25 protein-coding genes are annotated in these 24632 nt (G+C 64.7%); 14 read left to right on the top strand and 11 right to left on the bottom strand.

Annotated elements, in window-relative coordinates:
* The first annotated feature begins 302 nt into the window (after nt 1-302).
* The 4 genes from hrpB (at nt 303) to GR138_RS22105 (ending at nt 5510) form a co-directional block, all read left to right on the top strand.
* The gene (gene hrpB / locus GR138_RS22120; RefSeq protein ID WP_160861427.1) at nt 303-2771 is read left to right on the top strand and encodes an ATP-dependent helicase HrpB; all 2469 of its coding nucleotides are present in this window, start codon (nt 303-305) and stop codon (nt 2769-2771) included.
* 76 nt (nt 2772-2847) lie between these two features.
* Complete coding sequence (locus GR138_RS22115; RefSeq protein ID WP_160861426.1) at nt 2848-4149, top strand: ActS/PrrB/RegB family redox-sensitive histidine kinase; 1302 nt, start codon at nt 2848-2850, stop codon at nt 4147-4149.
* Between the two features lie 77 nt (nt 4150-4226).
* Nucleotides 4227-4799 (top strand): ActR/PrrA/RegA family redox response regulator transcription factor, encoded by a 573-nt coding sequence (locus tag GR138_RS22110; protein WP_160861425.1) that lies wholly within the window; start codon nt 4227-4229, stop codon nt 4797-4799.
* 147 nt (nt 4800-4946) lie between these two features.
* Nucleotides 4947-5510, top strand: a complete 564-nt coding sequence (locus GR138_RS22105; RefSeq protein ID WP_160861424.1) for a hypothetical protein — start codon at nt 4947-4949, stop codon at nt 5508-5510.
* Nucleotides 5511-5527: 17 nt separating this feature from the next.
* Here GR138_RS22105 and GR138_RS22100 read toward each other — a convergent pair whose 3' ends face one another.
* The gene (locus GR138_RS22100) at nt 5528-6058 is read right to left on the bottom strand and encodes an MmcB family DNA repair protein (RefSeq protein ID WP_160861423.1); all 531 of its coding nucleotides are present in this window, start codon (nt 6056-6058) and stop codon (nt 5528-5530) included.
* Nucleotides 6059-6436: 378 nt separating this feature from the next.
* Here GR138_RS22100 and GR138_RS22095 point away from each other — a divergent pair, with 378 nt between their 5' ends.
* Nucleotides 6437-7099, top strand: a complete 663-nt coding sequence (locus GR138_RS22095; protein WP_160861422.1) for a L,D-transpeptidase — start codon at nt 6437-6439, stop codon at nt 7097-7099.
* Between the two features lie 248 nt (nt 7100-7347).
* Here GR138_RS22095 and GR138_RS22090 read toward each other — a convergent pair whose 3' ends face one another.
* A complete protein-coding gene (locus GR138_RS22090; protein ID WP_160861421.1) occupies nt 7348-9507 on the bottom strand; it encodes a malate synthase G in 2160 nt (719 codons plus the stop codon).
* 125 nt (nt 9508-9632) lie between these two features.
* Nucleotides 9633-11639 (bottom strand): hydantoinase/oxoprolinase N-terminal domain-containing protein, encoded by a 2007-nt coding sequence (locus GR138_RS22085; RefSeq protein WP_160861420.1) that lies wholly within the window; start codon nt 11637-11639, stop codon nt 9633-9635.
* 144 nt (nt 11640-11783) lie between these two features.
* Between GR138_RS22085 and GR138_RS22080 the strand changes: the two genes are divergently transcribed.
* Complete coding sequence (locus GR138_RS22080; RefSeq protein ID WP_160861419.1) at nt 11784-12335, top strand: hypothetical protein; 552 nt, start codon at nt 11784-11786, stop codon at nt 12333-12335.
* Here GR138_RS22080 and GR138_RS22075 read toward each other — a convergent pair.
* The 5 genes from GR138_RS22075 to hslV all read right to left on the bottom strand — a co-directional run bounded on the left by GR138_RS22075 (nt 12280) and on the right by hslV (nt 17226).
* Nucleotides 12280-13689 carry a cytochrome P450 gene (locus tag GR138_RS22075; RefSeq protein WP_160861418.1) on the bottom strand — a complete coding sequence of 470 codons (1410 nt, stop codon included), beginning with the start codon at nt 13687-13689 and terminating at the stop codon, nt 12280-12282. The genes GR138_RS22080 and GR138_RS22075 overlap by 56 nt on opposite strands.
* 56 nt (nt 13690-13745) lie before the next feature.
* Entirely contained in the window at nt 13746-14627 is an 882-nt protein-coding gene (locus tag GR138_RS22070) for a DUF1402 family protein (RefSeq protein WP_160861442.1), read from the bottom strand.
* Nucleotides 14628-14870: 243 nt separating this feature from the next.
* Nucleotides 14871-16175 (bottom strand): ATP-dependent protease ATPase subunit HslU, encoded by a 1305-nt coding sequence (gene hslU / locus GR138_RS22065; RefSeq protein WP_160861417.1) that lies wholly within the window; start codon nt 16173-16175, stop codon nt 14871-14873.
* 9 nt (nt 16176-16184) lie between these two features.
* Nucleotides 16185-16679, bottom strand: coding sequence for a GNAT family N-acetyltransferase (locus tag GR138_RS22060; RefSeq protein WP_202402764.1), 495 nt, complete (start codon nt 16677-16679; stop codon nt 16185-16187).
* Entirely contained in the window at nt 16666-17226 is a 561-nt protein-coding gene (gene hslV / locus GR138_RS22055; protein ID WP_160861416.1) for an ATP-dependent protease subunit HslV, read from the bottom strand. The genes GR138_RS22060 and hslV overlap by 14 nt, the downstream gene beginning before the upstream one ends.
* A 234-nt stretch (nt 17227-17460) precedes the next feature.
* Here hslV and GR138_RS30850 point away from each other — a divergent pair, with 234 nt between their 5' ends.
* From GR138_RS30850 to coaA, 8 genes are all read left to right on the top strand, one after another.
* Nucleotides 17461-17589 carry a hypothetical protein gene (locus GR138_RS30850; protein ID WP_261005391.1) on the top strand — a complete coding sequence of 43 codons (129 nt, stop codon included), beginning with the start codon at nt 17461-17463 and terminating at the stop codon, nt 17587-17589.
* Nucleotides 17590-18319: 730 nt separating this feature from the next.
* Complete coding sequence (hisB, locus tag GR138_RS22050) at nt 18320-18913, top strand: imidazoleglycerol-phosphate dehydratase HisB (protein WP_160861415.1); 594 nt, start codon at nt 18320-18322, stop codon at nt 18911-18913.
* 26 nt (nt 18914-18939) lie between these two features.
* Entirely contained in the window at nt 18940-19416 is a 477-nt protein-coding gene (locus tag GR138_RS22045; protein ID WP_160861414.1) for a DUF2628 domain-containing protein, read from the top strand.
* A gap of 1 nt (nt 19417) precedes the next feature.
* A complete protein-coding gene (gene hisH / locus GR138_RS22040; protein WP_160861413.1) occupies nt 19418-20059 on the top strand; it encodes an imidazole glycerol phosphate synthase subunit HisH in 642 nt (213 codons plus the stop codon).
* A gap of 1 nt (nt 20060) precedes the next feature.
* The gene (hisA, locus tag GR138_RS22035) at nt 20061-20804 is read left to right on the top strand and encodes a 1-(5-phosphoribosyl)-5-[(5-phosphoribosylamino)methylideneamino]imidazole-4-carboxamide isomerase (protein ID WP_160861412.1); all 744 of its coding nucleotides are present in this window, start codon (nt 20061-20063) and stop codon (nt 20802-20804) included.
* Nucleotides 20801-21577, top strand: coding sequence for an imidazole glycerol phosphate synthase subunit HisF (gene hisF / locus GR138_RS22030; RefSeq protein WP_160861411.1), 777 nt, complete (start codon nt 20801-20803; stop codon nt 21575-21577). Before hisA ends, hisF begins: the two co-directional genes overlap by 4 nt.
* Nucleotides 21578-21587: 10 nt before the next feature.
* A complete protein-coding gene (locus GR138_RS22025; protein ID WP_160861410.1) occupies nt 21588-21908 on the top strand; it encodes a phosphoribosyl-ATP diphosphatase in 321 nt (106 codons plus the stop codon).
* Nucleotides 21908-22903, top strand: a complete 996-nt coding sequence (coaA, locus tag GR138_RS22020) for a type I pantothenate kinase (protein ID WP_160861409.1) — start codon at nt 21908-21910, stop codon at nt 22901-22903. Before GR138_RS22025 ends, coaA begins: the two co-directional genes overlap by 1 nt.
* A 4-nt stretch (nt 22904-22907) precedes the next feature.
* Here the strand turns inward: coaA and GR138_RS22015 are convergent, their stop codons facing one another.
* From GR138_RS22015 to arfB, 3 genes are all read right to left on the bottom strand, one after another.
* Nucleotides 22908-23525 (bottom strand): alpha-ketoglutarate-dependent dioxygenase AlkB family protein, encoded by a 618-nt coding sequence (locus tag GR138_RS22015; RefSeq protein WP_160861408.1) that lies wholly within the window; start codon nt 23523-23525, stop codon nt 22908-22910.
* Between the two features lie 6 nt (nt 23526-23531).
* Nucleotides 23532-24044, bottom strand: a complete 513-nt coding sequence (gene lysM / locus GR138_RS22010; protein ID WP_160861407.1) for a peptidoglycan-binding protein LysM — start codon at nt 24042-24044, stop codon at nt 23532-23534.
* A gap of 100 nt (nt 24045-24144) precedes the next feature.
* On the bottom strand, nt 24145-24579 hold the full coding sequence (gene arfB, locus GR138_RS22005) for an alternative ribosome rescue aminoacyl-tRNA hydrolase ArfB (RefSeq protein ID WP_160861406.1): 435 nt from the start codon (nt 24577-24579) through the stop codon (nt 24145-24147).
* Nucleotides 24580-24632 lie beyond the last annotated feature (53 nt).

The raw sequence follows: 24632 nt of genomic DNA, 5'->3' as shown, positions 1-24632 counted from the left end.
AGCCCACCCATGCAGACACGTCAACAGGGGATTTCATAAAAAATGAGAAAACCAGCAAGATATTGATTTTAAACATGTATTCTTTCCGGCAGACTCAAAACGTCCTCTCTGATGGGGATCTCGGCGCCAAAAATCTTGTCCAGGTGGTAAAATTTCTTCCGGCCACCGTTTAACGTGCCTTCAGGGCGCCATCGTGGCCTTTCGCCCTTTTACCGCGCCATCCCGCGGGCTATTCAGACAGGGGACAGACCTGCGGCTCTATAGAGGGCAGCGGCATCTCCCATCCATGCGCAGGCACGATAATGGCGTCTCTCTCCGATACACTCCCGAAACTCCCGGTGACGGACGTCCTGGCCGATCTTGGCGCCGCACTTTCCGCCGGCCCGCGCGCCGTGCTGTCTGCGCCGCCCGGCGCCGGCAAGACGACGCTGGTGCCGCTCTTCCTGCTGGACCAGGCCTGGCGCGGCGATGGCAGGATCATCCTGCTCGAGCCACGGCGGCTGGCGGCGCGCGCGGCCGCGGGGCGGATGGCCTCCCTGCTCGGCGAACGGGTGGGCGACACCGTCGGCTATCGCATGCGGCTCGACAACAAAGTCTCGGCAAGGACGCGCATCGAGGTGGTGACGGAGGGCGTCTTTGCCCGGATGATCCTCGACGATCCGGAACTGCCCGGTATCGCGGCCGTGCTGTTCGACGAATTCCACGAGCGCTCGCTCGATGCGGATTTCGGCCTGGCGCTGGCGCTCGACGTGCAGGCGGCGCTGCGCGAGGACCTGCGCATCCTCGTCATGTCGGCGACGCTCGATGTCGCGCGGGTCGCGGCGCTGCTCGACGATCCACCGGTCATCCTCAGCGAGGGACGCAGCTTTCCCGTCGAGATCCGCCACCAGGACCGGCCGGCGGGCGAGCGCATCGAAGATAGCGTCACGCGCGCCATCGTCGCGGCGCATCGTGACGACAGCGGCTCGATCCTCGCTTTCCTGCCCGGACAGGCCGAGATCACCCGCACCGCTGAACGCCTTGACGGCCGGTTCGGGCCGGAGACCATGGTCGTGCCGCTCTACGGCAATCTCGGCCAGAAGGAACAAGACGCGGCCATCAAGCCCGCAGCGGCCGGCACGCGCAAAATCGTGCTGGCGACGTCGATTGCCGAAACGTCGATCACCATCGACGGCGTGCGCATCGTCATAGACAGCGGCCTGCAACGCCTGCCGGTCTTCGAGGCGGCGACCGGGATCACGCGGCTGGAGACGGTGCGCGTGTCGCGCGCCTCCGCCGACCAGCGCGCCGGCCGCGCCGGGCGAACCGAGCCCGGCATCGCCATCCGGCTCTGGCATGCCGGCCAGACGGCGGCGCTGCCCGCCTTCACGCCGCCGCAGATCCTGTCCAGCGACCTGTCCGGCTTCGTGCTCGACCTCGCCCATTGGGGTGTTGCAGATCCCGCAACGCTCCGCCTCGTCGACCAGCCACCGGCCGCAGCACTTGAGGAGGCACGCAGCCTGCTGCGCCTCATCGGCGCGCTCGACGCGACCGGTGCCTTGACGCCGGCGGGGAAACGCATCCGCGACCTCGCCCTTCCACCGCGGCTCGCCGCCATGATCCTGCATGCCGCGGACGACGGCGAGCAGGCGGCGGCCGCGCGCCTCGCCGTACTGCTGACGGAACAGGGGCTCGGCGGCCCGGCCGTGGATATCGAGGAGCGTCTGCGGCGTTTTTCCAACGAACGCGGCGAGCGCGCAGACGCCGCCCGCCGGCTGGCGAGCCGCATGGCCGAGGGGTTCGGCAAGACAAAGGCGGCTGGGGCGAGCACGCCGGGCGCCCTGCTGCTGCATGCCTTTCCCGACCGGGTTGCCCTGCAACGGGGCGGCCGCGGGCGGTTCGTCATGGCGAACGGGCGCGGCGCGGAACTGCTGGAGACCGAGCGGCTTGCCGGCTGCGACATGATCGTCGTCGCCGACCTGACGGGTCAGGCCGGCCGCCAGCGCATTCTCGCCGCCGCCGAAATCGACCGCGCCACGGTGGAGGCCGCCCTCGCCGGGACAATTGTGCGCGAGGACCAATGCGTCTTCGACCGCGCCAGCCGGCAGGTCCGCGCGCGCCGGGTCGTTCGCCTCGGTGCGATGAACCTGGAGGAGGCGCCGCTGCCGCGCCCGACCGGCGCGAAGGCGGCGGCGGCGCTCGCCGACGGCATTCGCCAGCTCGGCCTTCAGGTCCTGCCGTTTTCCCGCGAGGCGGCGCAGTTGCGCGACCGGATCGGCTTTCTTCATCGCTCGATCGGCGACCCCTGGCCGGATACCAGCGACGCGGCGCTGCTGGCGTCGCTCGACACCTGGTTCGTGCCCTTCCAGGAGGCGACGCGCGGCATCGACGACATCAGGGCAGGCAGCCTGCAGGAGGGGCTGATGGCACTGGTGCCCTACGACATCCAGCGCGATCTTGCGCGTCTGGCGCCCACCCATTTCGAGGCGCCGACCGGCCAGCGCCATCCGATCCGCTACGATGGCGACGAACCGGTGCTGGAAATCCGCGTGCAGGAACTCTTCGGGCTGAAGCAGCATCCGGCCATTGCCGGCGGGCGGCTGCCGCTATTGCTGGAGCTGCAATCGCCGGCGCACCGCGTCATCCAGACGACGCGCGACCTGCCCGGTTTCTGGGCCGGCTCGTGGCGCGACGTCAGGGCCGACATGCGCGGGCGCTATCCGAAACATCCCTGGCCGGAAGACCCGGCCGAGGCCATGCCGACGACACGCGTCAAACCGCGCGGTACATAGAAGCAAATCCAGCGAAAGCGTGAAGCGGTCTTGCGGCCGGAATTGCGCAAATGCTCTGGAGCCTAGAGGAAAAGACATGGCAGGATATCAGGACATCGAGTTCGAGGGTGCGGGCCGGCGGTTGCGCCTCGAAACGCTCATTCGCCTGCGCTGGCTGGCGGTGGCGGGCCAGACGATCAGCGTCATCGTCGTCGGCCTGTGGCTGGAATTTCCGCTGCCATTGCTGCCGGCCGCCGTGCTGATCGCGCTGCTGGCGGCGGTGAACTTCTTCCTTGCCGTGCGCTTTCCGCCGGCGCACCGGCTGACGCCCGCCTCCGCCTTCCTGCTGCTCGCCTTCGACCTCTGCCAGCTGACGGCGCTGCTCTTCATTACCGGCGGCCTTGCCAATCCGTTCGCGCCGCTCGTCTGCGTGCCCGTCATCATCTCGTCGTCGCTGCAGCCGATCCGCTTCAGCCTGCCGCTCGGCTTCCTGTCCTTCCTCGGCATCACGGCGCTCGCCTTCACGCCCTTCCCGCTGCCGTGGTTTCCCGGCACCCTGCTCGTCGTCCCGCCCATCCTGACGGCCGGCTTTTGGTTCGCCATCGTGTCGACCACCGCCTTCGCCGCCTTCTATTCCTATCGCGTGTCGCAGGAGGCGGCCGAACTGTCCAATGCGCTGCAGGCGACCGAGCTCATTCTCCAGCGGGAAAAACACCTGTCGCAGCTCGATGGCCTTGCCGCCGCCGCCGCCCATGAACTCGGCACGCCGCTGGCCACGATCAGCGTCGTGGCGCGCGAGATGGAGCGCGAACTCGGCAGCGACGAGCGCTTCAGGGAAGACGTGCAGTTGCTGCGCAGCCAGAGCGAGCGCTGCCGCGACATCCTGCGCCGGCTGACGACGCTGTCGACGGAGGACGAGGCGCATATGCGGGTGCTGCCGCTCTCCTCGCTCCTGGAGGAGGTGCTGGCGCCGCACCGCGAATTCGGCATCCGGCTCAACCTGGTGGAAAACAGCGACCGCGTCGGCGAGCCGGTCGGCAACCGCAATCCCGGCATTCTCTACGGGCTCGGCAACCTGCTGGAAAACGCCGTGGACCACGCCCGCGAGGAGGTCACCGTCACCGTCGACCACACGCCGGAGCGTGTGACCATCGTCATCGAGGACGACGGCGACGGTTATGCCGCAGACATTCTCCAGCGCATCGGCGACCCCTATGTCACCAAGCGCCAGCGCGACGAACGGGCGGGCGGGCTGGGTCTCGGGCTGTTCATCGCCAAGACCCTGCTGGAGCGCTCCGGCGCCAAGCTGACCTTCGGCAACCGCACGGGCGACCGGCCGGGCGCGCGTGTCTCGGTCGATTGGCCGCGGGCCCGCATGGAGGCAAAGGGTGCAAAATGACTTTACCCGCCCCCACTTACGGGCGATAAGCTGATCTCCATCAAGAATGGACAAAAATCGGCCGCGGAAGACCAAAAATGGCAGAAAACACCGACACGCACAGCATCGCAGCAGACGATATCGGCCCGGATCCGTCGCTTCTCCTGGTTGATGACGATGCCCCCTTCCTGCGCCGTCTTGCGCGCGCCATGGAAACGCGCGGTTTTGCCGTCGATACGGCTGAATCGGTGGCGGAAGGCATTGCCAAGGCCAAGACCAACCCGCCGAAATACGCGGTGGTCGACCTGCGCCTCGGCGACGGCAGCGGCCTCGACGTGATCGCCGCCATCCGCCAGCGCCGCGACGACACGCGCATCATCATGCTGACCGGCTATGGCAACATCGCCACCGCCGTGAACGCCGTAAAACTGGGCGCCGTCGACTATCTGGCCAAGCCGGCCGATGCCGACGACATCTTTGCCGCGCTGACGCAGCGCCCGGGCGAACGCGTGGAGCTGCCGGAAAATCCGATGTCGGCGGATCGCGTGCGCTGGGAGCATATCCAGCGCGTCTATGAAATGTGCGACCGCAATGTTTCCGAGACGGCCCGCCGCCTCAACATGCACCGCCGCACGCTCCAGCGCATCCTCGCCAAGCGCGCGCCCAAATAGTCCCCTGGGATCAGTCGGCGCCCAGGCGAAACCAACCCTAAAATAGTCGATTTCTTCGGCGCGTCGGCTGCTATGCACGCTTGAGCACCACGACGATCGCCGGGACGACGATCGTCGACGCGGCTTCCAACCTGTCCGGAGACTTCCGTGAGCGACGCATTCGGCTTCATGTTCGGTTTCTACGGCCTGCTGCTCGGTCTCGCCGTCGCCGAGGTCGTCTCCGGCTTTTCGCGCGCCTATGACGAGCGCAGCACGCGCCGGATCGGCATCGTCGCGCCGCTGTTCGGCACGCTGCTCCTCGTCGATCTCATCACCTTCTGGATGAATGCCTGGGCCTATCGCGATCTGCCCGACGTGCGCTATCTCACCGCGCTCGCCGTGGCGCTGGTCGCCCTGCTCTACTATTTCGCCGCCACCCAGGTCTTTCCGAAGGCCACGGAGAAGGACACGCTGGACAACCACATCATGGAGCACCGGCCCGTTGTGGTGTTCTGCGTGCTGGCCAGCAACCTCATCACCCAGATCCCGAACGTGATCTCCGCCGTCACCGGACAATGGTCGCCGTCGGATATCGCGCTCTGGGCGGGCCTCAACATGATCTATTATGTGCTGCTTGGCACGGCGGCACTGGCGAAGAGCAAAAGGGTGGTCTGCGTCGTCGTTACCGTGGCCATTCTGTATGTCACCGGCGCAACGACGATTTTTTCCTAGGCTGGCGATCAGCTGGCCTAAGCCGGCTCGTCGCGCCGGCCGGAGACGATGGCCGAGATATCCGGCCCGTCATTGCGGGCATCCATCGAAAACTCGGCCAGCAGCAGCCGCCCGGCGGCAACGCGGGCAAAGGCGAAGGTCACCGATTTGCGCGTCGGCGGCGTCAGCTTGTGTTCCGGCGCCTCACGGATGATGTGCGCGCCATAGGCGTCGGAGAGAATGAGGCCGCAGTCTTCCGGGAAGATGTCGAGCGGCACCTCTTTATGGGTGGCGAAGAACAGCCGGTCGCAATGGCGACGATAGTCCGGCCACTTGCGGTCCACCTTGAAGTCCTCGATCGAGGTTTTGATCTCGACGATCCAGATCTCGCCCTTGTCGGACAGGCTGATCAGATCGGCACGCCGGCCGCTCGCCAGCGTCAGTTCGGGCAGCACGGCATGGCGCATCTCCGCCAGCATGCGCTGCACGCCGCGGCGCACCGTCATGGCACGCTCCGACTGGCGGCCATCGAGCAGCGGATTGTCGTTGTGAAGCGATACGATCGTCATGTCTGGAAACCTCGGCGAATCGCATTTTACCGCGAAACGGTTTTCCGGCCGGGAAAAAGTTAAGGTGGCAGGCTGATGGGCAATCGGGAAAAGACTTCGTTAACCGCATGCCGCGGTACCTGTGCGGCTTCGATGCAGGCATGAAGCTTGACCATTGAACGACGCGCCAAGGCATGCTTGGCATGGCTGGGGTGTGGCGAAAGCGGCAGGTTACCGGGCATTGTTGTTGCAAAAAAACAATCCGCCGGCTTTTTGCTTTGGCTAGAGCCCGCGCGTCGGCGCGCAGACTTGCATTGACTGGTTTAATCGAAAATAAACCATAGTCGATGAAAGCTCCGCGTCCCGGAACTTCTTAATTCCTTTTTCCAAGAGAATCACATGCGCTTCCGCAATGCCCTCCTCCTGTGCGGCCTCGCAGCGGCCGTCACGCTCGCCGGTTGCTCTTCTTCCCCCGTGTCCCTTCCGGGCCAAAAGGTGGCGACGAATGCTATCTTTACATCGGAATATGGCCCTGTTGAGGACAACGGCTATGCCCTGCCGGCAATCCCGATCAGCAAGGTGAACGAGAAGTTCCACCGCCAGATCGTCGACTACACCACCAAGGAAAAGCCCGGCACGATCGTCGTCAACACGCCGAACCGCTTCCTCTACTACGTGCTTCCCGGCGGCAAGGCCGTGCGCTACGGCATCGGCGTCGGCAAGTCGGGCTTTGCCTGGCAGGGCGAGGCCTACATTGCCTGGAAGCAGGAATGGCCGAACTGGCATCCGCCGCAGGAAATGGCGGACCGCAAGCCGGAAGTCGCCCGCTACGTCAAGGACGGCATGGGCCCGGGCCTGAAGAACCCGCTCGGCGCGCGCGCGCTCTACCTCTTCAATGACAAGGGTCAGGACACGCTGTTCCGCCTGCATGGCACGCCGGAATGGGCGTCCATCGGCACGGCCGCATCGTCGGGCTGCATCCGCCTGATGAACCAGGACATCATCGATCTCTACAAGCGCGTCCGCCCCGGCAAGGGCGCCCGCGTCGTCGTCCAGCAGTAAGCGGACGTCATCTACAAACGAAAGAAGCCGCCGGAGCGATCCGGCGGCTTCTTTCGTTTGTACTTTGCATGGCCCCTGATGGGTACCACGCTCACCTCCCCACCAACGTCATCCTCAGCCTTGAGCCGAGGATCCACCGCCGCACCCGGAGCGTGGATGGTCGGGTCAAGCCCGACCATGACGGCGGAAAGGTGCGCGGCCCTTGTCGGCAGGCCGCGCCGCCGGATTGCTTCGGCAGCCTCTCGCTATCAGCCGTTCGCCGCCTTCAGCTCCAGACGACGGCGGTGCAGGACCGGCTCGGTGTAACCGTTCGGCTGCTCGCGGCCCTTGAGCACGAGGTCGAGGGCCGCCTGATAAGCGATCGAGCCGTCGAAATTGCCGGCCATCTTCTGGTAGAGCGGATCACCAGCATTCTGCCCGTCGACGACGGCCGCCATGCGCTGCATCGTCTCGATGATCTGCACGTCCGTCACCACGCCGTGGTGCAGCCAGTTCGCCATGTGCTGCGCGGAGATGCGCAGCGTCGCGCGGTCTTCCATCAGGCCGACATCGTTGATGTCAGGCACCTTGGAGCAGCCCACACCCTGGTCGACCCAGCGCACGACGTAACCGAGAATGCCCTGCGCATTGTTGTCGAGCTCGCGCTGGATTTCCTCCGGCGTCCAGTTCGGCCGCACGGCGACCGGCACCGACAGGATGTCGGACAGCTTGGCCCGCGGGCGCGAGCGCAGCATCGCCTGCACTTCTGCGACATTGACCTTGTGGTAATGCGTGGCATGCAGCGTCGCGGCGGTCGGCGACGGCACCCAGGCGGTGTTGGCGCCGGCCTTCGGATGGGCGATCTTCTGCTCCAGCATGGCGGCCATCAGGTCGGGCATGGCCCACATGCCCTTGCCGATCTGCGCATGGCCGGACAGGCCGCATTCCAGGCCGATATCGACGTTCCAGTTCTCATAAGCCGCAATCCAGGCGGCCTGCTTCATGTCGCCCTTGCGGATCATCGGGCCGGCTTCCATGGAGGTGTGGATCTCGTCGCCGGTGCGGTCGAGGAAGCCGGTATTGATGAAGACCACGCGTTCCTTGGCGGCGCGAATGCATTCCTTGAGGTTTACCGTCGTGCGGCGCTCCTCGTCCATGATGCCCATCTTCATGGTGTTCGGCGCCATGCCGACCGCCGCCTCGACGCGGCCGAACAGCTTTGACGCGAACGCCACCTCTTCCGGTCCGTGCATCTTCGGCTTGACGACATACATCGAGCCTTCGCGCGAATTCTTGCGCCGGCCGTTGACGCCGATGTCGTGCAGCGCGATCAGCGCGGTGACCATCGCATCCATGATGCCTTCCGGCACCTCGTTGCCGTCGCGGTCGCGGATCGCCGGGTTGGTCATGAGGTGACCGACATTGCGCACCAGCATCAGCGAGCGGCACTTGACCTCGAAGGGCGCGCCATCGGGCGCCGTATAGGTGAAGTCGCTGTAGAGCTTGCGTTCGACCGTCTCGCCGCCCTTCTGGAAGCTCTCCTTCAGGTCGCCCTTCATCAGGCCGAGCCAGTTGCGATAGACGAGGATCTTGTCCTCGGCATCGACGGCGGCAACCGAATCCTCGCAGTCCATGATCGTCGTCAGCGCGGCCTCGATATTGACGCCGGCAATGCCGGCCGGATCGGTGTTGCCGATCTCCCAGTCGCGGTTGAGGATGATCTCGATGCCGAGCCCGTTGTTCTTGAGCAGGACGTGGCGCCAGTCGTCATGTTCCGCATGGCCAGCATATTGTTCCGGCCGCTTCAGCGAAACGGCACGGTCGCCCGCCATCAGGCGCAGTTCCGCGCCGGCCGCGATGTCCGTCAGGTCAGCCCAGCGGGCGTCGACAAGCGGCGCAGCTTCATCAAGGAAAGCCTTGGCCCAGGCAACCACCTTCTCGCCGCGCTTCGGGTTGTAGCCCTTGCCCTTTTCCGCGCCGTCCGTTTCCGCAATGACATCGGTGCCGTAGAGCGCATCATAGAGCGAACCCCAGCGCGCATTGGCGGCATTCAGCGCGTAGCGGGCGTTCATGACCGGCACGACGAGCTGCGGGCCGGCGAGGCTGGCGATCTCGGGATCGACATTGTCGGTCGTCACCGTGAAGTCACCGCCCTCCGGCAGCAGATAGCCGATCTCGCGCAGGAACGCCTCATAGGCCGCCATGTCCGATGGCGCGCCGTTTGCGCGATACCAGATATCGATCTTTTCCTGCAACGCGTCGCGCTTGGCGAGCAGCGCACGGTTTTCCGGCGCAAGGTCGTGCACGATGGCGGAGAAATCGGCAAAGAAGCGCTCGGCGTCCACGCCCGTGCCGGGAAGGGCCTCCGTGACGATAAAGTCATAAAGGGCACTGTCGATCGAAAGACCGGCTTTTTCGGTAAAAGTCATCTGAAAAGGCTCCGAATGGCGGGACAAGGGGGAGTATCCCGAATGGTCCCACTTTCCGGAGCTTTCATTCATAGTCAATTCGGCAAAGGCATAAAGAATTTATTCCCTGACGGAAAAAATCGTACTTATGCCTCGTCGGCGATGCGCGGCCGGCCGCTGGCTGTGGCGGTGAAACGCGCCTCGACGAGCTTGCGGCTGCCCTCCACCTCCGGCGCGTCGATTTCTTCCGACAGCGTCACGACCGGTTCATCCGCACCATTGGTGCGGGCGGAATGCAGCGCCGCCGTCACCGCCCGTTCCTTGGCGAGCGAGAAGGCCGCGGCCTCGTCGATCAGGCGCACACTGTCACCCGCACCATTGACGATGAAGACGCCGTCCTCCGGCATGGTTACGAAGACCGTCACTATGGCCCGCACCTGGCCGACGACCGCGCCGACGGCATTGGCAACGCCGGCATCGGCCGGAATGGACGATTCGGCGCCCAGCATTTCAGCGATATCGGGATAATAGACCGGCGCCGATGCGCCGAGGCCGACAAGCGGCCGGTCGAGTGCCACGCGGAATGTCACGATGCCCGGCACGCGGTGAAGCGCACGGTCGATGGAAATGGAATTGGCCGGATCGAGCGTGCCCACCCCGTCATCGGCAAGGCAGGCAGAGAGAATGACATCCGCCGACTGGCGGGTCAGCCGGTCGACGATGAGCCGCGCCAGGACGTCCGGGCTTTCGGCGATCGGCCGGCCGGTGCCGTCCTTGGTGCGCGCGGCGAGTTCCAGCCCGAGGCGGGCGGCGGCGGCATCCCACTGGCCCTGCCCGCCGAGCACATGCATGGCGTCCGACGGCGTGATGCCGCAGAGATGCACGAGGCCACGGGCAACCAGCCGGTCGAGCGTCGCCTTCTGCAGCGTGGTGACGAGCAGCCCGTCGAGCGGCAGCGGCGCCGCACCGATCTTGTCGTAGAGCGCCTGTTCCTGCGGCTGAAGCCCGCTCGCCAGCCGCTCCGGCACACCGGTGCGCACGGCAAAACGCCCGTCGTGGCGCCCGACATGCGGCGTGCGGATCTGGCGTTCCAGCACGGGCAGGATGGCATCGGGATGCAGCGCGGAGGCAAGGCTGAGCGGCAGGAAGCGGCGCGGCCCGAGATCGATCTTCGCCTTCAGGCCGCGATCGTTGATGCGCACCTCCGAATCGCCGCCGAGCCCGAAGGTCCGCATGGCGACAGCCTCGACCATGGTGCGGTAGCCGCCAACCACGGCGCCTTCCGCATCGAGCTTCGGCCGGCCGCCATCGAGCACCGCGACATCCGTCGTCGTGCCGCCGATATCGGAGACGACCGCATTGTCGAGCCCCGTCAGGTGACGCGCGCCGACAAGGCTTGCCGCCGGGCCGGAGAGAATCGTTTCGATCGGCCGAAGCCGCGCCTCGGCCGCCGAGATCAAGGCGCCGTCGCCGCGTACCACCATCATCGGCACATGAATGCCGCGGCGCGTGAGATAATCCTCGCAGGCGCCGATCAGCCGGTCGATCATCGAGACGAGGCGGGCATTGAGCAGCGTCGTCAGCGCGCGGCGCGGGCCGCCGAGCTTGGAGGACAGTTCGTGGCTGCAGGTGACGGGCAGATGCGAGACCTCGCGGATGCGGTCACGCACGCGCTGCTCATGCGCCGGGTTGCGCACGGCGAAATAACCGGCGACGGCGAAGGAGGAGACGGTTTGCGACAGCGTCGGCAGCGCCTCGTCCAGTGCCGTCATGTCGAGCGGCGTCTCGTTGCCATGCACATTGTGGCCGCCGGGCAAAAACAGCACCGGATCGTTGCCGAGCGCATCGGCAAGCCCGTCGCGCTTCAGGTCGTCCGGGCCGAAACCGATCATCACCAGTCCGGCGCGGCCGCCCTGCCCCTCGACCAGCGCATTGGTGGCGAGCGTCGTCGACAGGGACACCAGGCCGATCGCGGAAACCGCGGCTTTCGCCTGCTCCAGCACCGCTTCGACCGCCCCCGAAATGCCGACGGAAAGATCGTGGCGGGTGGTGAGGGCCTTGGCGCGGGCCACCACGCCGTGGGTTTCGCTGTAGAGCACGGCGTCCGTATAGGTGCCGCCGGTATCGATGCCGAGTAATAACTGTTCTGCCACGAGAATTCTTCCGGACTGCCTGCCGTCTCTTTCAAAAGAGTCCGGCTCTTTTCAAAGCGGGTCTGGGATGGTGTTATTGCATGTCCAAGCCGATTGCCACCATCCCGCCGGCGACATCAGATGAAAGAACGAGGAGTCCACCCAGTGATCGATCTCTCCATCCGAAAGCCGCTTCTGGCGGCCCTTCTTCTCGGCACGGCGCTCCTTGCCGGCAGCCTGCCCGCCCATGCGCAGGAAGAGGGGGAAGAGGAGTACAAGGCGCAGATCCCGGACGTGGCGATCTACAAGGCGATGCTGGACGCCAACAAGCAGACCGGCTGGGTGCAGTTCCGCGAATTCGCCGACCAGCAACTCATCTATTTCACCGCGCTCCAGACCATGCATTGCCGGCTGAAGGAAGTCCGCTACTCGATCAACACCGACGCGCTCGACAAGACGTTTCCGATGGCGGCATGCGACCCGGAACTGCCCTTCAACCTGCCGTCGGACGACAGCCAGAACTGGCTCTATCTCAACCTGAAGCCGGGCGAGGCGCAGACGATCGCCGTGCAGGCCATCTGGGATGACGGCAGCGGCAGCGAGATCGTCGTCTATCAGCCCTGCAAGAACCCGGAAGCGACCTGCGCCTCGATCAAGACGATCAAGAAATCGAAGAAGCGGGCCGACGAGCCGTCACCCGCAACGCCAGTCCGTTAGCCGGCTGCGTCGTCAGGCGCTGCACCGGCCAGGGCTTGGTTTCTTCAGTCATGTCGAAGCGGAAGCGATGCATGAGCACCCCGAGCGCGATGATCGCCTCCTGCATGGCGAAGGTCGCGCCGATGCAGATGCGCGGGCCGGCCCCGAAGGGTAGGTACTGGAAACGGTGGATCGCCTCCCGGTTCTCCGGCAAAAAACGTTCCGGCATATAGGCGCGCGGCTTCTGCCAGAGCAGCGCATGGCGATGGAGCGTCCAGGGCATGACGAGGATGGTCACGTCCTTCGGGATTTCCACGCGCTCGCCCGAGGGGCTCGTCCAGACGTCATCGGCGATCGCCTCACGGTTGATCGACGGCGCCGGCGGATACAGCCGCATCGCCTCCTCGAAGGCGGCGCGCGTCCACGGCATCAGGTCGAGCCATTCGACCGGATCGGCACCGCCTGCCAGCACAAGGTCGATTTCCGCTTCCATCGCCTCGCGCACATGGGGGCTGTTGGCCACGCAATAGAGCGTCCAGGCAAGCGCGCGCGCCGTCGTCTCGTGCCCGGCGCCGATGAAGGTGAGGATATTGTCCTCCACCTCCTCCATGGTCAGCCCTTCCGGCCCGGCGGCGCGCAGCAGCAGGGTCAGGAAATCGTTCGGCGCCTCGCCCGCATCGCTTGCCATGCGTTTCTGACGCTGCGCCATCGTATCGCGCACGATCTTGCGGAATTTTCCCAAAACCTTCAGCCCGCCGATCCGCGTGACGCGCGGCACCCAGGCGGGTGCCCTCAACAGATCCATCGGATCGACGCGGCCCATCGAGTGCAGCAGGTCGTCCACGTCGTCGGCGAAATTGGCCGACGATGTGACGATCTCGCCGGAAAACAGCGTCTCGGACAGGATGGCGAAGGCGAGTTCCGTCATGTCGTTGCCGATATCGAAGACCTTGCCCTCGGCACCGTCGTATTTCCGCGCATAAAGTTCCGACTGCGCCAGCATCTGGCTGGCAAAGCCCTTGGCGTGGCGCGGCGTGAAGATCGGCGCGACGGCCTTGCGTGAGCGGCGCCACACGGCACCCTCCGCCGTCAGCAGCCCGTCGCGCAGGATCGGCCGCAGCACGAGCTGGCGCACCACGGCCATCTTGTAGTTGGCGGCATTGTCGACGAGCAGGTATTTGATGAGGCCGGGATCGTTGACGATCAGCGTCTTCTCGCCGAAGAAACTCGTCATGATCCAGGGCAACGTATAGGACGGCTCGCCCCACAGCTCCAGCGGATTGCGGAACACCGTGCGGATGATCTCGAGCTTCGACGGCGGCACCGTGCGCGGGATCGGCGCCGGCGGTTCGAACGGCTCGGGACGCATGTCCATCATCTGCCTCCTTGTGATCGGCTCACGTCAAGAGTGAACCGATATAGAGGCGGAAGTTAGAGGAGAGACCGCAGTTCGGCCAGCTTGTCGTTGACCAGCCAGCCGTAATAGTTCTCTTCCGGCCAGGTCACCTCGCCGGTGGCGCGGCGGGCGGCGAAGGCGCTCGCGCGGGCGTCGGGATTGCCGATGTTGTAGAGGGTCGCCGTCACGCCCGGGTTTTTCGAGATGTCGACGCCGGCGATCTTCTTGTAGGCGTCGATCGAGCGGCGGATCGAGGCTGCCATATAGGCGAGCGAAATGTCAGGGTCCATGATCGCCTTGTAGACGCCGGCCGCATCCGTTTCGTCGAGCCGGTCATAGCCGGAAATGCGCGCCACGTCGTCGGTCAGCGTCAGCGCCGTCAGCGGGTTGATCTGGCCGAGGCCAAAAGTCTGGCCGGCATAGAAGGGCTGGAAGAACACCGCGCTGAAGCGGTTGTTCGGGAAGGACGTGCCGCCGACCGTGCGGCCCTTGAACGAGCGGTTCCAGACCGCCTCGCGGCAGGTCCACAGCCCGTAGGAGCCTTTTTTGCTCGCGCATTGCGCAAATTCCGGCCGATCGACAAAATCCGCGACCTGCTCGCCCTCATAGGCGAAGCGGAAGCTGCCGGTATAGGACGCTGCCTTGACATAATAGCTCTGCAGCCGGTCGTAGGCGTCGACATTGTAGGTGTGCTCGCCGACGATCGCGCCGACCATGTGGATCGGGTCGATGCCGTATTTGCCGGCAACCGACTTGATCTTGCCGGTCAGGTCGCGGTCATTGGCGAGAAGATCGCGCACCTTCTCGTATTTCGCGTCGAAGGAGGTCTTGCCCGCCTTGGTGCGGCGCACGGAGGCACCCGGGATGTTCGGCTGCTCGGCATTGCGGTTGCCGGCCGGCACCACGTCGATGGCCATCGCCACGGTCTGGCTCTGGACAAAAAGGGCGGCTGCGAGGGCAAGCACAGGGATCAGCTGTCGCACGGTTGCGGTTCCGTCTTCTGGTGATGTCGGCGAATGGCGAGACCGATGGAAGAGAAACATGTCGGAATGATGCCAGACGTGGCCATGACCTAGGCCGCGATGCCCCTGCTGTCGAGGCCCCTTGCCGTCAAAAACCCGGCACCGGCGGTCGCGAAGGCGACCACCGGTGCGGAAACGTCACAGGATGTAGCGCGACAGGTCCGTGTTGGCCGCGAGCGTGCCGACATGTTTCTTCACATAGTCGGCATCGATGACGAGCCGGTTGCCGCCCTTGTCCGGCGCCTCGAAGGAAATTTCGTCGAGCACGCGCTCCATCACCGTCTGCAAGCGCCGCGCGCCGATATTCTCGACGCTCGAATTGAGCTGGACGGCCACGTCGGCCAGCGCATCGAGCGCATCCTCGGTGAATTCCAGCTCGACGCTTTCCGTCTGCATCAGCGCCTTGTACTGGCGGATGAGGCTCGCCTCGGTCTCCGTGAGGATGCGGCGGAAGTCCTCCTTGGTCAGCGCCTTCAGCTCGACGCGGATCGGCAGGCGACCCTGAAGCTCCGGCAGAAGGTCGGACGGTTTCGAGACGTGGAAGGCACCCGAGGCGATGAACAGGATGTGGTCCGTCTTCACCGGCCCGTATTTGGTGGCAACCGTCGTGCCTTCGACGAGCGGCAGCAAGTCGCGCTGCACGCCCTCGCGCGACACGCCGGCACCCATGCCGCCATCACGCGCGGCGATCTTGTCGATCTCGTCGATGAAGACGATGCCGTCGTTTTCGGCCGAGCGGACCGCCTCGCGCTGGATCTGCTCCATGTCGAGCAGCTTGTCGGATTCGTCGTCGACCAGGATCTTGTACGAATCCTTGACCGTCGTCTTCACCTTCTTCGTGCGCCCGCCCATCGCCTTGCCGAACATTTCCGACAGGTTCAGCACGCCGATATTGGCGCCCGGCATGCCGGGGATCTCGAAACCGCCGGGCGTGCCGGTATCGGCCACGTCGACCTCGATGTCCTTGTCGTCCAGCTCGTTGTTGCGCAGCTTCTTGCGGAAACTATCGCGCGTCGCCGGCGAGGCGGTGGCGCCGACCAGCGCGTCGAGCACCCGTTCCTCGGCATTGGCATGCGCCTTGGCCGTCACTTCGGCGCGCTTCTTCTCGCGCACCAGGCCGATGCCGACCTCGACGAGGTCACGCACGATCTGCTCGACATCGCGGCCGACATAACCGACCTCGGTGAACTTGGTCGCCTCGACCTTGACGAAGGGCGCACCGGCGAGTTTCGCCAGACGCCGCGAGATCTCGGTCTTGCCGACGCCGGTCGGGCCGATCATCAGGATGTTCTTCGGCATCACCTCGTCGCGCAGGTCCGGCTCGAGCTGGTGGCGGCGCCAGCGGTTGCGTAGCGCAATCGCCACGGCGCGCTTGGCGTCATGCTGGCCGATAATGTAGCGGTCGAGTTCGGAGACGATCTCGCGGGGGGAAAAATTGGTCATGGGTTTCCTCTAGCAACGGTCCCGGGCCATCATCAGCGCCGGGCCGTCCTCAGTCATGCGTTGATCGAAAGCATGGAATCCGGCCTTTTCATAGGCCCGGATGGCATGCGCATTGTCGGGATGCGGATCGAGCACGACCCGTTCGATATCCTTGGCGAAGACTTTTTGCACGAAGGCCTCGATCATCGCCGGCCCGTGGCCGATACCGACCATGTCGGCCGGGCCGATGAACTGGTCGATGCCGACGGTGCGCTCCGGCCTCTCGCCGAAGGACAGGTCGTCCGAAGCGATGCGGTAGGCCTGCAGATAGGCGAAGGGCACGCCGTCATGCAGCACGACGAAGGACTCCATGCCCGGCTCGTCGAAATCCGCCGCGATGCCGGCGACCTCGTCCGCCGGCTCGCCCCACCAGCGCCGGACATGCGGCGCATTCAGCCAGCGTTCCAGCATCGGCAGGTCGGCCGCCGTCACCGGCCGGAAGGCATAGGCCTCAGCGATCGGCATCCAGCGTCTCCACCACGACATTGTGGTTGGTGTAGACGCAGATATCGCCGGCGATCTGCATGGCGCGACGGGCGATGTCTTCGGCAGACTTGTCGGTGTCCATCAGTGCGCGGGCCGCCGCATAGGCGTAGTTGCCGCCCGAGCCGATCGCCATGGTGCCGTGTTCCGGCTCCAGCACGTCGCCATTGCCGGTCAGCGCCAGCGTGACGGACTTGTCGGCCACCAGCATCATCGCCTCGAGCCGGCGCAGGTAGCGGTCGGTGCGCCAGTCCTTGGCAAGCTCGACGGCGGCGCGCATCAGCTGGTCGGGATATTGCTCGAGCTTGGCTTCCAGCCGTTCGAGCAGAGTGAAGGCATCGGCGGTCGCGCCGGCAAATCCGGCAATGACGTCGCCCTTGGCAAGCCGGCGCACCTTGCGCGCATTGCCCTTCATGACCGTCTGGCCAAGGCTTACCTGGCCGTCGCCCGCCATCACCACCTTGCCGTCCTTGCGAACGGTGATGATCGTCGTGGCGTGCATGGAAGCGTAGGGATTGTGTTCACTCATAAGCGTACCTTCGAAAGCCCGGCATCCCGGGCATGGCACCGCCAGCGAGGCGGCCTCGTTGTCTCCTATGTAAGCGGCGTTTCGACAATTGCAAACGTCAAGCGGGCACGACCTCGCCCGGCGCCGGCACACGCCCCGCACCGAAACGGCAACCCTATCCGCTGCAAAAATAAACCTTGCTTTCGCCGCGCGATAAGCGGGTTATTGTCTCCCATCAACCCGAGGGAGACGGCAATGGCTAAAGGTCAGGTTCGAAGCAACAAGGAAACGCGCAAACCCAAGAAGGACAAGGTGGCCGCCAAGGCGCCGCCGACACTGGGGTCGCAGGTAAAGAACAGCGAGAGCGCGACGAAGAAGAAATAAGAGGCGGCGACCGCGGGATTGCTGAACAAAGTCCCGCAACCCCTTCCCTCCGTCATCCTCGGGCTTGCCCGAGGATCCATGCCTCCTCACCGCAACAGTTGCATCCTCGGGTCGAGCCCGAGGATGACGAGGAGAGCATGGCGAGGGTTTTCTAAAACAATCGGCGTCGATCCCGACCTGTTTTCGCTTTTTTCCGTCCTCGATTTTCCCCACCCCCCAAACCTGCCGTATCCTGACCGTCCTTCCGCCGCCGGACGGATCGCGTAACGTGTCGATGCGGGCGGGAGGAGGCGCTTTCGTATCCTGCCGAAACGTACGGCAGGGGCGAGAGAGGCGTGGAGCGCCGGGGCGTGACGTCCCCGGCGGGCGAGGCTTCCCCCTTCCCCGGGTCACGGGGTCGGCTTGGGTCCGCCATGCAAGCATCGCCGCGCATGCCCCCGAAACCTGCGAAAGCGGTTTTCGGACAAGGCGATGCGAAGACGATGCGCAGCGAAGCCTTGCCATGCCTGAAGGAGGATTAGACCGCCTCCGAAGAACGCCTGGGCCGCGCGAAAGCGAAGCCACCCTATACCCCTTTCCAGAGGCAACGCTTTCGCGCGGCTTTCCGGACCATGCTTTCACCCCGGCGGCGCCCGTGCGGGCCGCATCCGCCTGCGCTGAAAACCCTCGAAAGACTGGTCTTTTATAAAGAGCCCTGTTAAGGAGCGGCGATACATTACCGGAGACTGCAATGACCCGCACAGCCAGCGTTTCGCGCAAGACGAACGAGACCTCCGTTTCGGTCACCGTCGACATCGACGGCACCGGCGCGTCGAGCATTTCGACGGGCGTTGGCTTCTTCGATCATATGCTCGACCAGCTGTCGCGCCATTCGCTGATCGACATGCAGATCAAGACCGAGGGCGACCTGCATGTCGACGATCACCACACGGTAGAAGACACCGGCATCGCCATCGGCCAGGCCATCGCCAAGGCGCTTGGCGACCGTCGCGGCATCACGCGGTATGCCTCGCTGGATCTCGCCATGGACGAGACGATGACGCGCGCTGCCGTGGATGTCTCCGGCCGCCCCTTCCTCGTCTGGAACGTCGATTTCTCGGCCCCGAAGATCGGCACCTTCGACACCGAACTGGTGCGCGAATTCTTCAACGCGCTCGCCCAGCATGCCGGCATCACGCTGCATATCCAGAACATCTACGGCGCCAACAACCATCATATCTCGGAGACCTGCTTCAAGGCTGTCGCGCGCGTGCTGCGCACCGCGACCGAGATTGACCCCCGCCAGGCGGGCCGCGTTCCCTCGACGAAGGGTTCGCTGGCCTGAGCAAGGGCACAGCTGGAGGCCTGTTCATGGCCACATTCCTCGTTCTGATACCGCCGGGCGCAAAATCCCAGGACGAAAAGGCCCGGATCATCCGCGACCGTTTTTCCTGGCTCGCCTTCATCCTTCCCGTCGTCTGGCTGCTCTGGCATCGCGCCTGGCTTGCCGCCGTGCTTGCCTTCGCCGTGCAGTCGCTCGGCTCGGTGATCGGCGAACATCCGGTCTTCGGCCTTGCCGGCTTCGGCGTCTCGCTTGCCACCGGCCTCATCGTCGCGCTCGAAGGCCCGTCGATGGTCGTCTCCTCGCTGGAACGCAAAGGCTGGACGGTCGATGCGCTGATATCGGCTGACGACCGTGCAACGGCGGAAGAGATTTACTACATGGAAAACCAGACCGGCGACGCGCCGGCGCCGGAAAGCGCCCGCCCCGTCCTGCCGGCATCCGAAACCTCCGCACGCCGGCACGCTCCCATGCTCGGCCTCGTCGGTTTCCAGGAAGGACGCTGACATGCGTGTCGCCATCATCGACTACGGCTCGGGCAACCTGCGCTCGGCCACCAAGGCGTTCGAACGCGCCGCCCGCGAGGCCGGCATTGCCGCCGAAATCGACCTGACAGACAAGGCCGAGCGCGTCGCCAGCGCAGACCGCATCGTGCTGCCCGGCGTGGGCGCCTATGCCGATTGTCGCCGTGGCCTCGATGCCGTGCCCGGCATGGTCGAGGCGCTGCGCGATGCCGTCGAAGCCAAGGCCCGCCCCTTCCTCGGCGTCTGCGTCGGCATGCAGCTCATGTCGTCGCGCGGGCTGGAAAAGACCACCACCGAGGGCCTCGGCTGGATCAAGGGCGATGTCGTCAGAATGACGCCCGACGATCCGGAGTTGAAGATCCCGCAGATCGGCTGGAACACGCTCAACCGCCGATACACGCACCCGCTCTTCGCGGACATTCCGGAGACCTTGCACGCCTATTTCGTGCACTCCTACCACCTTGCCGCCGAAAAGCCGGACGATGTGGTCGCGACCGTCGATTACGGCGGCGCGATGACCGCCTTCGTCGCCAGCGGCAACAAGGCCGGCGCGCAGTTCCATCCGGAAAAGAGCCAGACGCTCGGCCTCGCCCTCATCACCAATTTCCTGCGCTGGAAACCCTGACATGATCCTCTTTCCCGCCATCGACCTGAAAGACGGCCAGTGCGTGCGCCTCAAGCTCGGCGACATGGATCAGGCCACCGTCTACAATCCCGATCCGGCCGCGCAGGCGAAAGCCTTCGAGGACCAGGGCTTTGAGTGGCTGCATGTCGTCGATCTCAACGGCGCCTTCGCCGGCGAGAGCGTCAACGGCGCGGCCGTCGATGCCATCCTGAAGGCGACGAAGAACCCGGTGCAGCTCGGCGGCGGCATCCGCACGCTGGAGCATATCGAACGCTGGCTGTCGCGCGGTCTCTCGCGCGTCATTCTCGGCACGATCGCGGTGCGCGACCCGGCGCTCGTCATCGAGGCCTGCAAAACGTTTCCCGGCAAGGTCGCCGTCGGCATCGATGCCAAGGGCGGCAAGGTTGCCGTCGAGGGCTGGGCGGAAGCCTCCGAACTCGGCGTGATCGAGCTTGCGAAAAAGTTCGAGGGCGCCGGTGTCGCCGCGATCATCTATACGGATATCGACCGCGACGGAATCCTGACCGGCATCAACTGGGAGTCCACGCTGGACCTCGCCGATGCGGTCTCCATTCCCGTCATCGCCTCGGGCGGTCTTGCCTCGATGGACGACATCCGCCACCTCGTCGCCCCGGAGGCCCGCAAGCTGGCGGGCGCGATCTCCGGCCGCGCGCTCTATGATGGCCGGATCGATCCCGCGGAAGCGCTCGCCGTGATCCGCGCAGCGCGGGGAGAAGCCGCATGACCCTAAAAGCTCGCGTCATCCCCTGCCTCGACGTCAAGGACGGCCGCGTCGTCAAGGGCGTCAGCTTTCTCAATCTCGTCGATGCGGGTGATCCCGTCGAATCGGCGAAAGTCTATGATGCCGCCGGTGCCGACGAACTCTGCTTCCTCGACATCACCGCCTCCTCCGACAACCGCGAAACGATCTTCGACGTCGTGGCGCGCACGGCAGACCATTGCTTCATGCCGTTGACGGTCGGCGGCGGCGTGCGCACCGTTGCCGATATCCGCAAGCTGCTGCTGGCCGGCGCCGACAAGGTGTCGATCAATTCGGCCGCCGTCTCGAACCCGGATTTCGTCGCGGAAGCCGCCGACAAGTTCGGCAACCAGTGCATCGTCGTGTCGATCGATTCGAAGAAGGTCTCGGCGGAAGGCGAAGAGGACCGCTGGGAAATCTTCACCCATGGCGGCCGCAAGCCGACCGGCATCGACGCCGTTACCTTCGCCGAAAAGATGGTGGAGCGCGGTGCCGGCGAGTTGCTGCTCACCTCGATGGACCGCGACGGCCAGAAGGGCGGCTACGACATCGCACTGACCCGCACGATCGCCGACCGCGTCTCGGTGCCGGTCATCGCCTCGGGCGGTGTCGGCAATCTCGACCACCTGGTCGAGGGTGTGCGCGATGGGCACGCGACGGCGGTGCTCGCCGCCTCGATCTTCCACTTCGGCACCTATACGGTCGGCGAAGCCAAGCGCTATATGGCCGAGCATGGCATTGCCATGCGGCTCGACTGAGGAGGGACGCATGAGCACCTTCACCCTTGCCGATCTGGAACAGATCGTCGATGCCCGCGCCAAGGCCGATCCGTCGGAAAGCTGGACGGCCAAGCTCGTCGCGGCCGGACAGCAGAAAGCGGCAAAAAAGCTTGGCGAAGAGGCTGTCGAGACCGTTATTGCGGCGATCGAAGGCGAAAAGGCCGCTCTGACGAGCGAAACGGCCGATTTGCTCTATCATCTGATGGTCGTATTGAAAATCGGTGGCGTACCGTTACAAGATGTCATGGCGGAACTGGCCCGGCGTACGGGCCAGTCCGGCCTAGCAGAGAAGGCCAGCCGGCAGAGTTGATGATCCAGGCAGCGCTCGACAAGGACCAGGCGGATATTCCGGACGACTTCGGCAACCGCGACTATTCTCCCTACCGCTTCTTCTCGGCAGAGGAATGGGCGCATTTCCGGGCCGATACGCCGCTGACGCTGACCGCCGACGAGGTCCAGCGGCTGCGCTCGCTCAACGACCCGATCGACCTCGACGAAGTCAGACGCATCTATCTGTCGCTGTCGCGCCTGCTGTCGGCCCATGTCGAATCCTCGCAGATGCTGTTTCGCCAGCGCAAGCAGTTCCTCAGCCTGTCCGACGAGGCGAAGACGCCCTATGTCATCGGCATCGCCGGCTCGGTCGCCGTCGGCAAGTCGACCACCGCGCGTATCCTCGCCGAATTGCTGGCCCGCTGGCCTTCCAGCCCCAAGGTCGATCTCGTGACGACCGACGGCTTCCTCTACCCCAACGCCGTGCTGAGCCGTGAAAACCTGATGGACCGCAAGGGTTTTCCGGAGAGCTACGATATCGGCGCGCTCCTGCGCTTCCTCTCGGCGATCAAGGCCGGCAAGGCGGACGTCAAGGCGCCGATGTATTCGCACCTGACCTATGACGTGCTGCCGAATTCCTATCGCACCATCGACCGGCCGGACATCCTGATCTTCGAGGGAATCAATGTTCTCCAGTCGCGCAACCTGCCGGCCGACGGCAAGGTCGTGCCGATGGTGTCAGACTTCTTCGACTTCTCGATCTATATCGACGCGGAAGAGGCGCTGATCCACAACTGGTATGTCGAGCGCTTCATGCGGCTGCGCGACACCGCCTTCAAGGATCCCGATTCCTATTTCCACCGTTATGCGACGATCAGCGAGACGGCGGCACTGGCGATTGCCGAAGGCCTCTGGAGCAATATCAACCTGAAAAACCTGCACCAGAACATCCTGCCGACCCGCCCGCGCGCCGACCTGATCCTGCAGAAGGGGCAGAACCACTTGATCGAGACGGTGGCTTTGCGTAAACTGTAGTCGGCTATGGGTTGACCCGGCGCAGCGTGAGATTGATGCGCCCGGGATTTTTCAGGAGCGTCGAAGTTCCCGGATAGATCCGGTCAACCCCATGAAAGATCAGCCGACTTTCGCCGCCGAAGACAAAGACATCACCGCTCGATAGCCGGAAGGAACGGGTGGGATCGTTGCGGGACACGCCGCCAACACGAAACAGGCACTGATCGCCGAGCGACACGGATACGACCGGTGCGCCGAACTCCGTTTCGTCGCGGTCCTGATGCAGCCCCATCTTCGCCTCGGGCTCATAGAAATTGACAAGGCAGGCTTCCGGCGGTTTTTCGAAGCCGGCAACCGTCTTCCATAAGGCCAGCAGCGCATCGGGAATGGCCGGCCAGGGGCGGCCGGTCTCGGGATGGGTCGGCTGGTAGCGGTAGCCGTTGTCCTTGTCCGTCACCCAGCCGAGCGGCCCGCAATTGGTCATGCGCACCGACATCGGCTTGCCGGTCTTCGGCATGCGCGGCACGAAAAGCGGCGCCTCGGCCACGACCTGCCGGATAGCGGCGACAAGCGCTTCCTGCGCCGCGCGGTCGAAATGGTCGGGGAAATAGCGCAGCCCCGGGGCGAGGCCGCGCTCAGCCATGGCCGCTCACGCTTCCGACAGGTCCGGAATGCGCAGCACCTGGCCGGGATAGATCTTGTCCGGGTGGGACAGCATCGGCCGGTTGGCGTCGAAGATCACGGTGTGTTTGGCGCCCTTGCCCTTGCCGAAATAGGTCTCGGCGATCTTCCAGAGATTGTCGCCCTTCTTGACCGTGTGCAGCTTCGGCTCATGGGCCGGTGTCGAGGTTTTCAGCAGTTCCGTCAGGTCGATCTTGTCGAGCTTCAGGCCGGAATCGGGTGCGGCGACCTTGAGATCGGCCGCTTCGACCTTCGAAATGCCCAGCGTGTTGCCGACGGCGATGACCGCCTTCTCAAAGGCCGTCTGGTCGGCCACGACGCCCTTCAGCACACATTTGTCACCTTCGACGGAGACCTCGACCTTCTGCGTGCCGAGATCGAAGGAATCGAGCTCCTTCTTGACCGCGTCGGCGGCCGGCGCTTCGTCGTCGCCGATGCCGAGCTTCTTGCCGGCACTCTTGATGAAGCTGAACAGACCCATGGTTACCTCCCGTGTTTTGTTTTCTTGGACTTAAGCAGACCCTTCCTTCGAAGGGAAGGTTTCGTTTCACTTACACTTATAAACGGTCAAGTTGCGGCAATCATTCGCCGCCGGGCTTCGCCCGCATGCGTTTCACGTCCGATCGGCCCGATTTCTCCTTGAGCCGGCGTTCCACAGAGCCTTTCGTCGGCTTGGTCTTCCTGCGCGGCGGCGGTGGCGGTTCAGCGGCCTTGAGGATCAGTTCCTTCAACCGCTCGCGCGCATCCTCGCGGTTGCGCTCCTGGCTGCGGAAGCGGTTCGCCTCGATCATCAGCACGCCGTCCTTGGAGACCTTGCGTCCGGCGAGCTTTTCGGCATTCGCCTTGACCCGCTCGTTCAGCGACGGAGAGTTGCGCAGGTCGAAGAAAAGCTGGACCGCGGTCGACACCTTGTTGACGTTCTGCCCCCCCGGCCCGCCGGCCAGCACGAATTGCTCCGTAAGCTCCCACCCCGCGATGGTGATGGTATCCTTGATGTAAAGAGGGTCGCTGGCCATGGAGGTTCCTTTCCAGGCCGTTGTAACGGGCAGACGGGGAAACGGGAAGCCGC

The organism is Shinella kummerowiae, assembly GCF_009827055.1.
In the GTDB taxonomy this organism is placed as follows: Bacteria; Pseudomonadota; Alphaproteobacteria; order Rhizobiales; family Rhizobiaceae; genus Shinella; species Shinella kummerowiae.
Note: the sequence above shows the minus strand (reverse complement) of the source record. Positions and strands in the feature narration are given on the sequence as shown.